Annotated in this window: 13 protein-coding genes; 10 read left to right on the top strand and 3 right to left on the bottom strand. The window is 62.8% G+C overall.

Annotated features, from left to right (window positions below; translation table 11 throughout):
- Window positions 1–90: 90 nt before the first annotated feature.
- Window positions 91–723: a 2OG-Fe(II) oxygenase gene (locus tag HU738_RS07675; RefSeq protein ID WP_054885531.1), complete on the top strand. Its 633-nt coding sequence runs from the start codon at window positions 91–93 to the stop codon at window positions 721–723.
- On the top strand, window positions 710–1,219 hold the full coding sequence (locus HU738_RS07670; protein WP_176507579.1) for a 2-thiouracil desulfurase family protein: 510 nt from the start codon (window positions 710–712) through the stop codon (window positions 1,217–1,219). The genes HU738_RS07675 and HU738_RS07670 overlap by 14 nt, the downstream gene beginning before the upstream one ends.
- Here the strand turns inward: HU738_RS07670 and HU738_RS07665 are convergent.
- Complete coding sequence (locus HU738_RS07665) at window positions 1,158–1,679, bottom strand: substrate-binding periplasmic protein (protein WP_186601889.1); 522 nt, start codon at window positions 1,677–1,679, stop codon at window positions 1,158–1,160. The genes HU738_RS07670 and HU738_RS07665 overlap by 62 nt on opposite strands.
- Window positions 1,680–1,877: 198 nt before the next feature.
- On the opposite strand from HU738_RS07665, the gene HU738_RS07660 reads away from it, so the two are divergent.
- Window positions 1,878–2,354 carry a DUF4399 domain-containing protein gene (locus HU738_RS07660; RefSeq protein ID WP_186601887.1) on the top strand — a complete coding sequence of 159 codons (477 nt, stop codon included), beginning with the start codon at window positions 1,878–1,880 and terminating at the stop codon, window positions 2,352–2,354.
- 45 nt (window positions 2,355–2,399) lie between these two features.
- On the opposite strand, the gene serA is transcribed toward HU738_RS07660, so the two are convergent.
- On the bottom strand, window positions 2,400–3,629 hold the full coding sequence (gene serA / locus HU738_RS07655; protein WP_054885495.1) for a phosphoglycerate dehydrogenase: 1,230 nt from the start codon (window positions 3,627–3,629) through the stop codon (window positions 2,400–2,402).
- Window positions 3,630–3,800: 171 nt separating this feature from the next.
- On the opposite strand from serA, the gene HU738_RS07650 reads away from it, so the two are divergent.
- From HU738_RS07650 to HU738_RS07640, 3 genes are all read left to right on the top strand, one after another.
- Entirely contained in the window at window positions 3,801–5,207 is a 1,407-nt protein-coding gene (locus HU738_RS07650) for a D-2-hydroxyglutarate dehydrogenase (protein WP_186601885.1), read from the top strand.
- A gap of 15 nt (window positions 5,208–5,222) precedes the next feature.
- A complete protein-coding gene (locus tag HU738_RS07645) occupies window positions 5,223–5,888 on the top strand; it encodes a fumarylacetoacetate hydrolase family protein (RefSeq protein ID WP_054885497.1) in 666 nt (221 codons plus the stop codon).
- Between the two features lie 182 nt (window positions 5,889–6,070).
- Window positions 6,071–6,994: an SdiA-regulated domain-containing protein gene (locus tag HU738_RS07640; RefSeq protein WP_186601883.1), complete on the top strand. Its 924-nt coding sequence runs from the start codon at window positions 6,071–6,073 to the stop codon at window positions 6,992–6,994.
- A gap of 30 nt (window positions 6,995–7,024) precedes the next feature.
- Here HU738_RS07640 and rpiA read toward each other — a convergent pair whose 3' ends face one another.
- Complete coding sequence (gene rpiA, locus HU738_RS07635; protein WP_186601881.1) at window positions 7,025–7,699, bottom strand: ribose-5-phosphate isomerase RpiA; 675 nt, start codon at window positions 7,697–7,699, stop codon at window positions 7,025–7,027.
- Window positions 7,700–7,833: 134 nt separating this feature from the next.
- Here rpiA and ilvA point away from each other — a divergent pair, with 134 nt between their 5' ends.
- From ilvA to ptsP, 4 genes are all read left to right on the top strand, one after another.
- Window positions 7,834–9,348, top strand: a complete 1,515-nt coding sequence (gene ilvA / locus HU738_RS07630; protein WP_186601879.1) for a threonine ammonia-lyase, biosynthetic — start codon at window positions 7,834–7,836, stop codon at window positions 9,346–9,348.
- Between the two features lie 38 nt (window positions 9,349–9,386).
- Complete coding sequence (locus HU738_RS07625) at window positions 9,387–9,812, top strand: DUF2269 family protein (RefSeq protein ID WP_186601877.1); 426 nt, start codon at window positions 9,387–9,389, stop codon at window positions 9,810–9,812.
- 135 nt (window positions 9,813–9,947) lie between these two features.
- Complete coding sequence (locus HU738_RS07620) at window positions 9,948–10,427, top strand: RNA pyrophosphohydrolase (protein WP_003249017.1); 480 nt, start codon at window positions 9,948–9,950, stop codon at window positions 10,425–10,427.
- 22 nt (window positions 10,428–10,449) lie between these two features.
- Window positions 10,450–12,729 (top strand): phosphoenolpyruvate--protein phosphotransferase, encoded by a 2,280-nt coding sequence (gene ptsP, locus HU738_RS07615; RefSeq protein ID WP_176507587.1) that lies wholly within the window; start codon window positions 10,450–10,452, stop codon window positions 12,727–12,729.
- Window positions 12,730–12,734: the final 5 nt, after the last annotated feature.

Here is a 12,734-nt window from a genome sequence, read left to right as displayed (position 1 = left end):
CTATTGTCCTAGGCCCGGCGCCGTTTTGTCGAGCAATCCGAGCGCTTCTCAGCCAAGTGGCGCTGTGCGCCGACAGGGCGAATGGATATGATGCGCGCCATGCACATCTCCCCTGAAAACCCGATGCTTGCGGCCGTCGTCGACGATCTGGCCACCCGTGGCTGGTCGCAGCAGGCGCTCTTCCTGCCTGCCGACCTGGTGCGCGCGCTGGCGGCCGAATGCCGGCGCCGTGATGCCGAAGGCGAACTCAACCCGGCCGGCGTCGGGCGCGGTGATGCCCAGGAGGTGCGCGAGAGCATTCGCGGTGACCAGATCCAGTGGATCGACCCCGGCCAGGCCGAGGCCTGCGACCAGTACCTGGCGGCGATGGACCAGTTGCGTCAGGCCATCAACCAGGGCCTGTTCCTGGGCCTGGAAGATTTCGAATGCCACTTCGCCCTGTATCCACCGGGGGCGTTCTATCGCCGGCATCTGGACCGCTTCCGCGACGATGACCGGCGCATGGTGTCGGCGGTGCTCTATCTGAACGAAGACTGGCTGCCGGAGGACGGCGGGCAGCTGCGCATGTTCCTGGCGGACGATGTCGAGCACGATGTGCAGCCGGTGGCAGGTTGCCTGGCGATATTCCTTTCCGGTGAGGTGCCGCACGAAGTGCTGCCGGCCAGGCGCGAGCGCCTGTCATTGACCGGCTGGTTCCGGCGCCGTGGCAATGACCCGTTCTGATCTGCCCAAGGTGCTGGTGAGCGCCTGCCTGCTGGGCCAGCCGGTGCGCTATGACGGCCGGGCCAGCGGACATCCTGATGTGTTGCGGCAGTGGCAGGCTGAAGGGCGTGTGGTGCCCTTGTGCCCGGAGGTGGCGGGCGGTTTGCCGACACCGCGGCCACCGGCGGAGATCCCCGGTGGTCAGGGCTCGCAGGTGCTCGCGGGTGACGTGCAGGTGCTGACGGTGACCGGCGAGGATGTCACTGGCGAATTTCTCGCCGGGGCACAGCAGGCGCTGGCGCTGGTGCGGCGGCATGGCATTCGGGTGGCGGTGCTGAAGGCGGGCAGCCCTTCGTGTGGCAACCGCTTGACCTACGATGGCACCTTCAGCGGGGTGAAGGTACCGGGCGAGGGGGTGACCACGGCGTTGCTGCGGCGTGAGGGCGTGCAGGTCTTCAGTGAGCTGGAGCTGGAACAAGCGCAGCAGGCGTTGGCTCGCCTGCCTGCATGGCCTTGAACCACTTCTTCTCCAGCTCCTCCGTGCGTCCTTTTTCCTTGAGGCGATCAAGCGCTTTGTTCAACGCGGTCTCGAACGCCGGGTTGTCCTTCTGGAATGGGATCACCAGCTTCTTGTCGCCAAATGCCTGGCTCACATCGAACGAGCCATCCGACTTGAGCGATTCGCTCGCCGGGGTCAGGGCGATGTCGTACGTGCCCTTTTCCACACCTGGCAGGACTTCCGCTGCCGTCGCCTCGACAAAATCGGCACGCAGGCCCAGTTCACTGGCCAGGTCCTGGCCAAACTCGATTTCAAAGCCGGTCAGGCGTTCGCTCTGCTGATCCTTGAATGAATAGGGTGCGTTGTCGGGCTGCACGGCAATGCGCAATTCGCCCCGGTCGTTGATGTCGTCTATCAGCTCGGCCTGAGCCAATGGACTGATCAGTACTGCCAGCAGCACGCCTATGGTCGAACGCATGTATTGCCCCTTTTCCTTCAGCAGATGAGTAACTTTCGCCGCGACTTTCTTCCCCGTCGCAGTCGAGCGCAGCCTATGACCCTGAAGCCTTGGCGAGGTTTAACCCTAACTGAAATATTTGTCTTTGTGGGCTATCGTGAACTACCGCCGCCATTCGTTTAACGGGCAGCGGTCAATAAATGAATCAAGGAGAAGTGAATGAACAGCCTATTTTCGCGTGCTGCCTTAGCGGGTTTGCTGATGGGCGTCTCGGTGTTCGCCAGCGCCGCTGATGCCCTGAAGAGCCAGGAGCCGCCGGCGGGTGCCAAGGTTTCCATCCTTTCCCCCAAAGATGGCGAGCAGGTCGCTGCGACATTCACCGTCAAGTTCGGCATCGAGGGCATGCAACTCAAGCCTGCGGGAGACCAGACCCCGCATACCGGCCACCATCACCTGCTGGTGGATGTGGACAAGGAACCTGTCGCCGACATGCCGCTGCCGACCAGCCTGATGCCGGCAGCCGGTACCGCGTTGCCGGCCGGCCCGCAAGTGCTGCACTTCGGCAAGGCGCAAACCGAAACGACCATCACCTTGACGCCGGGCAAGCACACCCTGCAACTGGTATTGGGTGACCAATATCACGTGCCATTCAAGCCAAGTGTCGAATCGAAGAAGATCACTGTTGAAGTGAAATAAAAAAGGGAGGCCGCCAGGGCCTCCCTTTTTTTGCCGCCAGCGACCTTAGAACAGGACGCGCGAACGGATGGTGCCCTTGACCTGTTGCAGTTTTTCTTGCGCCAGGTCGGAGTACTCGGCGTCAACGTCGATCACCACGTAACCCACTTTCTCGTTGGTCTGCAGGAACTGACCGGAGATGTTGATACCGTTCTCGGCGAAGACCTTGTTGATCTCGCTGAGCACGCCCGGGATGTTTTCGTGGATGTGCAGCAGGCGGTGCTTGCCAGGGTGTGCTGGCAGGGCAACTTCCGGGAAGTTGACCGAGGAAACGGAAGTACCGTTGTCGCTGTACTTCACCAGCTTCTCGGCGACTTCCAGGCCGATGTTGGCCTGGGCTTCGGCGGTGGATCCACCGATGTGCGGGGTCAGGATCACGTTGTCCAGGCCACGCAGCGGGCTTTCGAACTCTTCGTCGTTGGAGCGCGGCTCGACCGGGAACACGTCGATGGCAGCGCCGATCAGGTGCTTGTCCTTGATTGCGGCAGCCAGGTGGTCCAGTTCGACCACGGTGCCACGGGCGGCGTTGATCAGGATCGAGCCCTTCTTCATCGCACGGATTTCTTTCTCGCCGATCATCCACTGGGTGGATGGCAGTTCAGGCACGTGCAGCGAAACGATGTCGGCCAGGCCCAGCAGCTCGTTGAGGCTGGTGACCTGTACAGCGTTGCCCAGCGGCAGCTTGGTCAGCGGGTCGTAGAAGTACACTTGCATGCCCAGGTTTTCTGCCAGGACCGACAGTTGGGTGCCGATCGAGCCGTAGCCGACGATGCCCAGCTTCTTGCCGCGGATCTCGAACGAGTTGGCCGCGCTCTTGATCCAGCCGCCACGGTGGCAGGAAGCGTTCTTCTCCGGGATGCCGCGCAGCAGCAGGATGGCCTCGGCCAGCACCAGCTCGGCCACCGAACGGGTGTTGGAGTACGGTGCGTTGAACACGGCGATACCGCGCTCGCGGGCCGCTGCCAGGTCGACCTGGTTGGTGCCGATGCAGAAGCAGCCGACGGCGACCAGTTTCTTGGCGCAGTCGAAGATTTCTTCGGTCAGTTGAGTGCGCGAGCGGATGCCGATGAAGTGGGCATCGGCGATCTTTTCCTTCAGCTCGGCATCCGGCAATGAACCGGTGAGGTATTCGATGTTGGTGTAGCCGGCAGCCTTGAGGGTATCGACTGCGTTCTGGTGCACACCTTCAAGAAGAAGGAACCGGATCTTGCTCTTGTCGAGAGAAGTCTTGCTCATCTGCGTAAACCTGTATCCCGGAGAAAAAATGGCGAGGACTGATGCCAGGCGCTACGGCAGCCTTAGCATGAACAGCGGGAGGGCTATGCTAGCATACGCGACACAATCTGAGCTTATCCCGACAGGTGAAGTGTGCTCAGGGTGACTATGAATAAGTCGAGAGTTCCAGCGATGACCCACCCCGCTGTAATTGATGAACTGATGACCCTTGTCGACCCTGGCAAGGTCCTGACCGACCCCGTTTCCCTGGACGCCTACGGCAAGGACTGGACCAAGCACTACCCTCCCGCGCCCACGGCCATCGTGTTCCCCAAGACGGTAGAACAGGTGCAGGCCATCGTCCGCTGGGCCAACCAGCACCACGTTGCACTGGTGCCGTCCGGCGGGCGTACCGGGCTTTCCGCCGGGGCTGTGGCGGCCAATGGCGAAGTTGTGGTCGCTTTCGACTACATGAACCAGATTGTCGGTTTCAATGCCTTCGACCGCACCGTGGTGTGCCAGCCCGGGGTAATCACCCGGCAGTTGCAGGCCTTTGCCGAAGAACAGGGCCTTTATTACCCGGTGGACTTCGCCTCCAGCGGCTCCAGCCAGATTGGCGGCAATATCGGCACCAATGCCGGCGGCATCAAGGTCATCCGTTACGGCATGACCCGCAACTGGGTGGCTGGCCTGAAAGTGGTCACCGGCAAGGGCGAACTGCTGGAACTGAACAAAGACCTGATCAAGAACGCCACCGGCTACGATCTGCGTCAGCTGTTCATCGGCGCCGAAGGTACCCTGGGCTTCGTGGTGGAAGCGACCATGCGCCTGGACCGTGCCCCGCGCAACCTCACGGCGATGGTGCTGGGCACGCCGGATTTCGACTCGATCATGCCGGTGCTGCATGCCTTCCAGGGCAAGCTCGACCTGACCGCCTTCGAGTTCTTTTCCGACAAGGGCCTGGCCAAGATCATGGCCCGTGGCGATGTGCCTGCCCCGTTCGACACCGACTGCCCGTTCTACGCCTTGCTGGAGTTCGAAGCCAGCACCGAGGAGGTTGCCAACCAAGCGCTGACCACCTTCGAGCATTGTGTCGAGCAGGGCTGGGTGCTGGATGGGGTGATGAGCCAGAGCGAAACCCAGCTGAAGAACCTGTGGAAACTGCGCGAGTACCTGTCCGAGACCATCTCCCACTGGACGCCCTACAAGAACGACATCTCCGTCACCGTTTCCAAGGTGCCGGCGTTCCTGCGCGATATCGATGCCATCGTCAGCGAGCATTATCCGGACTATGAGGTGGTCTGGTACGGCCACATCGGCGACGGCAACCTGCACCTGAACATCCTCAAGCCCGAGCACATGAGCAAGGATGACTTCTTCGCCTCGTGCACCAAGGTCAACAAGTGGGTGTTCGAGATCGTCCAGCGCTACAACGGCTCGATCTCTGCCGAGCACGGCGTGGGCATGACCAAGCGCGACTACCTGGGCTACAGCCGCTCGCCCGAAGAAATTGCCTGCATGAAGGCAATAAAGGCCATCTTCGACCCTAACGGCATCATGAATCCGGGTAAGATCTTCGCTCCTGAACAAGAGCAGTAATCAAAGGAGTCGGCCATGAGTTACCAGCACCAGTACGTAGACGGCACGCGCATTCATTTCCCGCTGGGCAAGGTCGTGTGCATCGGTCGCAACTATGCTGAACACGCCAAGGAACTGGACAACCCCATCCCTGCCGAGCCGCTGCTGTTCATCAAGCCGGGCAGCTGCGTGGTGCCACTGGAAGGCGGGTTCAAGATCCCGACCGACCGTGGCTCGGTGCACTACGAGGCCGAGATTGCCGTGTTGCTGGGCAAGCCGCTGTCGTCCAGTGCGTCCGAGGAAGAAGTGCTGGACGCCATCTCCGGCTACGCCCCGGCGCTGGACCTGACCCTGCGCGACGTGCAGGCCAAGCTCAAGGAAAAGGGCCTGCCGTGGGAGCTGTGCAAGAGCTTTGACGGTGCTTGCGTGCTGCCACCGTTCGTTTCCGCAGCGTCCTTTGAAGACGTGACCGATATTCCGGTGCGCCTGACCATCAACGGTGAAGTCCGCCAGGACGGCAACAGCGCGATGATGCTCAACCCGATCGTGCCGATCATCCAGTACATGGCGGCGCATTTCTCGCTGCAGGCGGGGGATGTGATCCTGACCGGCACACCGGCCGGTGTCGGGCCGTTCAATGTCGGTGACGAGCTGGTGCTGGAACTGCCGGGCGTCTGCCGCTTCGAGAGCCGGGTGCTCTGACCTGAAACCCTGTCGCCTGCTTCGCGGGTGAACCCGCTCCCACAGCTACAGCGCAGGCATCAGATGCGGCGCGATCCCTGTAGGAGCGGGTTTACCCGCGAAGAGGCCGGCCCTGTTTACCGTTTTTTCACACCCGATGCGGATAATGCGCAGATATTTGCCCGTACCCCCAGGACTTCCGCATGCCAGCACACTCTAGCGCCCCCGCATCCCCCAAGCGCCGCTTCTACCTGCGCTGGCCCTTCGGCCTGGCCGTTGCGGCTGTGATCGGTTACGGCGCGGCGGTTGCCATGCACTGGGATGACCGCGGCCTGCTGTGGGTCAAGGAAGGCTTCGAAACCAGCGCCGAGCGTAGCGAAAGCGTGTGGCTGCCGGACTATCAGGTCGACATCGACGCCAAAGTGTTACCGGGCATGGACGATGACGAAGCTTCGGACATCGCCTACAGCCCGCACACTCGCACGTTGTTCGCGGTGATGGGCAAGAACGCGTTCCTGGTCGAGCTCAGTCTCGACGGCGACGTGCTGCGCAAGATCCCGCTGGTGGGCTGGAACAACCCGGAAGGCGTCGCCGTGATGGAAGACGGCCATTTGGCGATCACCGATGAACGCCTGCACGACCTCACCGTGGTCAAGGTGGACGCCCAGACCGCTTCGCTGAACCACGCGGATTTCCAGAGTTACGACTTGGGCGAGTCGGTGAAGCGCAACAAGGGCTACGAAGGCGTGGCCTGGGACCCGATGCGCCAGCGCCTGGTGATCGGTGAGGAGCGGCCGCCGAAGCTGTACACCTGGAGCAGCGACGGGCGCAGCCCGCTCAAGGGTGACAAACAGGTCTTGGCCAACGACGAACTCGACGTGCGTAACCTGTCGGCCCTGGGCGTCGACCCACGCACGGGGCATCTGCTGGTGTTGTCGGCCGACTCCAACATGCTGCTGGAGCTTGATGAGCAAGGTCAGCAGGTCAGCTTCATGACCTTGCTGGGTGGCTTCAACGGCCTGCAGCACACCATCCCGCGTGCCGAAGGCGTTGCCATGGACGATCAGGGCAACCTGTACATGGTCAGCGAGCCGAACCTGTTCTATCGCTTCAAGAAGAACGACTGACCGGGTTTCTCGGCTCGCTCGCGCACGCCGTTACTCGGCCTTGAGGGTCTTCACGCCTTCGGCGGTACCCAGCAGCAGCAGGTCCGCCGGGCGCGCCGCGAACAGGCCGTTGGTCACCACGCCGACAATGGCGTTGATCTGTGCTTCCAGCTCCACCGGGTTGCTGATCTGCAGGTTGTGCACATCGAGGATCACGTTGCCGTTGTCGGTCACCACGCCTTCCCGGTACACCGGATCGCCGCCCAGCTTGACCAGCTGACGCGCCACGTGGCTGCGGGCCATCGGAATCACCTCGACCGGCAGCGGGAAGGCGCCCAGCACCGGCACCAGCTTGCTGCCGTCGGCGATGCAGATGAAGGTCTTGGCCACGGCCGCGACGATCTTCTCGCGGGTCAGGGCCGCGCCGCCGCCCTTGATCAGGTTCAGGTGCGCGTCGCTTTCGTCGGCGCCATCGACATAGAACTCCAGCTCGCTGACGCTGTTCAGCTCATAGACCGGGATGCCATGGCCCTTCAGACGCTGGGCGGTGGCTTCGGAGCTGGCGACCGCGCCATCGAAGGCGGCCTTGTGCTGAGCCAGGGCGTCGATGAAGAAATTGGCAGTCGAACCTGTGCCGACGCCGACGACGCTCTTTTCATCCAGCTTTGGCAGAATGAAGTCGACAGCGGCCTGGGCGACGGCCTGTTTGAGTTGGTCCTGGGTCATGCGGGCTCCGGAAAGGGGCAGGGCGGTAGTCAAAGGAGCCTAGTATAACGGCTCGGGCGGCTTTGCTGTGGTCGCCCGACGTAGCGCTGGGGTAGACTCGCAGCCCTTGTCCCGCGGCCAGTGATGCTTTCCCGATGCTCGAACAGTACGTCAAGAAGATCCTCACCTCGCGCGTCTACGACGTCGCTGTCGAAACCCCGTTGCACAGCGCCGGGCAGCTGAGCAAGCGTCTGGGCAACCAGATTCTGCTCAAGCGCGAAGACCTGCAGCCGGTGTTCTCGTTCAAGATCCGCGGGGCGTACAACAAGCTGGCGCAGCTGACCCAGGAAGAGCTGGCCCGCGGCGTGGTGACTGCTTCGGCTGGCAACCACGCCCAGGGCGTGGCCCTGGCGGCCCGCGAGCTGGGCATCAAGGCCACCATCGTGATGCCCAAGACCACCCCGGAAATCAAGGTCGAAGGCGTACGCTCGCGCGGCGGCAAGGTAGTGCTGCATGGCGACTCGTTCCCGGAAGCGCTGGCCTACTCGCTGAAGCTGGTCGACGAGAAAGGCTTCGTCTATATCCACCCTTATGACGACCCGCACACCATTGCCGGCCAAGGCACCGTGGCGATGGAAATCCTCCGTCAGCACCCTGGGCAGCTGGACGCGATCTTCGTCCCGGTGGGCGGCGGGGGCCTGATTGCCGGTATTGCGGCCTATGTGAAGTATCTGCGCCCGGAAATCAAGGTGATCGGCGTCGAGCCGGACGACTCCAACTGCCTGCAGGCAGCGATGGCGGCTGGCGAGCGCGTGGTGCTGCCACAGGTCGGGCTGTTCGCCGACGGCGTGGCGGTGGCGCAGATTGGCCAGCACACCTTCGACATCTGCCGCCACCATGTGGATGAGGTAGTGACTGTCAGCACCGATGAAATCTGTGCAGCGATCAAGGATATCTACGATGATACCCGCTCGATCACCGAACCTGCCGGCGCCCTGGGCGTGGCGGGCATCAAGAAGTATGTCGAGCTCAAGGGTGTGACGGGGCAGACCCTGGTTGCCATCGACTCGGGCGCCAACGTCAACTTCGACCGCCTGCGCCATGTGGCCGAACGCGCCGAACTGGGCGAAAAACGTGAAGCCATCATCGCCGTGACCATCCCCGAGCGCCCGGGCAGCTTCAAGGCCTTCTGCGAGGCCATCGGCAAGCGCCAGATCACCGAATTCAACTACCGCAAGCACACCTCCGATGAAGCGCACATCTTCGTTGGCGTGCAGACCCACCCGGAAAACGACCCGCGGGCGGCGCTGGTGCAGCAGCTGATCGAACAAGGCTTCCCGGTGACCGACCTGACCGACAACGAACTGGCCAAGCTGCACATCCGCCATATGGTCGGTGGGCATTCGGCCGGCGCCAGCGACGAGATCGTGCTGCGCTTCGAGTTCCCCGAGCGGCCGGGGGCGTTGTTCAACTTCCTCACCAAACTGGGTGGGCGCTGGAACATCTCGATGTTCCACTACCGCAACCACGGTGCGGCTGACGGGCGCGTGGTGGCCGGCTTGCAGGTGCCGGAGGACGAACGCCACCTGGTACCGGCGGCGCTGGCCAAGATCGGTTACCCGTACTGGGACGAGACAGACAACCCGGCCTACAAGCTGTTCCTGGGTTGAGCGGCTAAGCTTGGCTTATCGCTCAAGGACGTGAAGACATGGAACACCTGACCACCCTCAAGGCCCTGCACATCATCGCCACCGTGCTGTTGCTGCTGGGCGCCCTCGGGCTGACGGCCTGGACCATACGTGCCCGTCGCCACGGCGATGCCCAGGCCTACGCCAAGCTGCTGCGCCGCCCGCTGGTGTTCGTCTGGGGGGTGATGGGGCTGTGCCTGTTGAGCATGCCGTTCACCGGCTGGTGGCTGGTGCATCTGGTGGGGTGGCCGCTGGGGCAGACCTGGGTGCTGGCCTCCAGCGTCCTCTATACCTTGGGCGCGTTTGCCGGATGGTGGCTGCTGGTGCGGCTGAACCGGCTGCGCAAGGCTGAAGTGGTGGGGTTGCGCTTCACCCTGGCCCTGGCGGTGTTCAGTGGGGTGTGCTTGCTGTCCATCGCCGGGTTGATGGGCGCCAAGCCGGTCTGAAGCCTGGGCAGGGCTTCGCGCGCCATTGCGATACGAGGAGTTTTCACCGCACTGCACATAAGCGTGGCGGGCGCGTTGCTGCGCTCGCAGGCTTTGTGGAACAATGCGGTGACATGCGTTTGCGAGGTTGCTGCCGTGATCGACCCCGATGGTTTTCGCCCCAATGTTGGGATCATTCTCACGAATGATGCCGGGCAGGTGCTATGGGCTCGACGGATCAACCAGGATGCCTGGCAATTCCCCCAGGGTGGTATCAACCCTGACGAGACGCCAGAAGATGCCCTGTACCGCGAGCTGAACGAAGAAGTTGGCCTTGAACGCGACGATGTGGAAATTCTTGCCTGCACCCGCGGCTGGTTGCGTTATCGTTTACCCCAGCGGCTGGTCCGCACCCACAGCCAACCGCTGTGCATCGGCCAGAAGCAAAAGTGGTTTCTGCTGCGCCTGGTGAGCAATGAACAACGGGTGCGGATGGACCTGACCGGCAAGCCGGAGTTCGACGGCTGGCGCTGGGTCAGCTATTGGTACCCGCTGGGCCAGGTGGTGACATTCAAACGTGAAGTCTACCGCCGCGCCCTGAAAGAGCTTGCACCGCGTCTGCTGACGCGCGACTGACGACGGAGTTCGACCCCGAGCCATGCTCAATACGCTGCGCAAGATCGTCCAGGAAGTGAACTCCGCCAAAGATCTCAAGACGGCGTTGGGGATCATTGTCTTGCGCGTCAAGGAGGCCATGGGCAGCCAGGTCTGCTCGGTGTACCTGCTCGACCCGGAAACCAACCGCTTCGTGCTGATGGCCACCGAGGGCCTGAACAAGCGCTCCATCGGCAAGGTCAGCATGGCCCCCAACGAGGGCCTGGTCGGCCTGGTGGGTACCCGGGAAGAGCCGCTGAACCTGGAAAACGCCGCCGATCACCCGCGTTATCGCTACTTCGCCGAAACCGGCGAAGAGAAATTCGCCTCTTTCCTCGGTGCGCCGATCATCCACCACCGGCGTGTGGTGGGTGTACTGGTCATCCAGCAGAAGGAACGCCGCCAGTTCGACGAAGGCGAAGAAGCCTTCCTCGTCACCATGAGCGCGCAGCTCGCCGGGGTTATCGCCCACGCCGAAGCCACGGGCTCCATTCGTGGCCTGGGCCGCCAGGGCAAGGGCATTCAGGAAGCGCGCTTCGTCGGTGTGCCGGGCTCGCCGGGGGCTGCTGTGGGGCGTGCCGTGGTCATGCTGCCACCGGCCGACCTGGAAGTGGTGCCGGACAAGACCGTCGATGACATCGACGCCGAGCTGAAACTGTTCCAGAACGCCCTCGAAGGCGTGCGTGAAGACATGCGCAAGCTGTCGGCCAAGCTGGCGACCCAGCTGCGCCCGGAAGAGCGCGCACTGTTCGATGTGTACCTGATGATGCTCGAAGACGCCGCCCTCGGTGGCGAAGTGATCGAAGTCATCAAGACCGGCCAATGGGCTCAAGGTGCCTTGCGCCAGGTGGTTGGCGAGCACGTCAACCGTTTCGAGCTGATGGACGACGACTACCTGCGCGAGCGCGCCTCGGATGTGAAGGACCTTGGCCGGCGCCTGCTGGCCTACCTGCAGGAAGCGCGCTCGCAGTCGCTGGTATATGCCGACAACACCATCCTGGTCAGTGAAGAACTGACCCCGGCGATGCTCGGCGAAGTGCCGGAAGGCAAGCTGGTGGGCCTGGTCTCGGTACTGGGTTCGGGCAACTCCCACGTCGCCATCCTCGCCCGCGCCATGGGCATCCCGACGGTCATGGGCCTGGTCGACCTGCCATATTCCAAGGTCGACGGCATCGAGATGATCGTCGACGGCTACAAGGGCGAGGTGTTCACCAACCCCAGTGACGTGCTGCGCAAGCAGTACAGCGATGTGGTCGAGGAAGAACGCCAGCTGGCTCAAGGCCTTGACGCCCTGCGCGAACTGCCGTGCGTCACCCCCGACGGCCATCGCATGCCATTGTGGGTCAATACCGGTCTGCTCGCCGATGTGGCCCGCGCCCAGCAGCGCGGTGCCGAAGGGGTTGGCCTGTACCGTACCGAAGTGCCGTTCATGATCAACCAGCGCTTTCCCAGCGAGAAGGAGCAGCTGGCGATCTACCGCGAGCAGCTGGCGGCCTTCCACCCGCTGCCGGTGACCATGCGCACCCTCGACATCGGTGGCGACAAGGCGCTTTCGTACTTCCCGATCAAGGAAGAAAACCCGTTCCTCGGCTGGCGCGGCATCCGCGTCACCCTCGATCACCCGGAAATCTTCCTGGTGCAGACCCGCGCCATGCTCAAGGCCAGCGAGGGTCTGAACAACCTGCGCATCCTGTTGCCGATGATTTCCGGCATTCACGAGCTGGAAGAGGCGCTGCATCTGATCCACCGTGCCTGGGGCGAGGTACGCGACGAAGGCACCGACGTGCCGATGCCGCCAGTGGGCGTGATGGTGGAAATTCCTGCGGCGGTGTACCAGACCAAGGAGCTGGCGCGGCAGGTGGACTTCCTCTCGGTCGGTTCCAACGACCTCACCCAGTACCTGTTGGCGGTGGACCGCAACAACCCGCGGGTCGCCGACCTATACGACTACCTGCACCCGGCGGTGCTGCAGGCGCTCAATACCGTGGTGCGTGATGCGCATGGCGAAGGCAAGCCGGTGAGCATCTGTGGCGAGATGGCCGGCGACCCGGCGGCAGCGATCCTGTTGATGGCCATGGGCTTCGACAGCCTGTCGATGAACGCCACCAACCTGCCGAAGGTGAAGTGGATGCTGCGCCAGGTGAACATGAGCAAGGCCAAGGAGTTGCTGGTCGAAGCCTTGAGCCATGACAACCCGCAAGTTATCCACAGCTCCCTGCAACTGGCCCTGAAGAACCTCGGGCTGGCGCGCATGATCGGGCCAGGGGCGAACAAGACCCTCTGAGGTCC

Source organism: Pseudomonas vlassakiae (genome assembly GCF_014269035.2).
GTDB classification, from domain to species: Bacteria; Pseudomonadota; Gammaproteobacteria; order Pseudomonadales; family Pseudomonadaceae; genus Aquipseudomonas; species Aquipseudomonas vlassakiae.
Note: the sequence above shows the minus strand (reverse complement) of the source record. Positions and strands in the feature narration are given on the sequence as shown.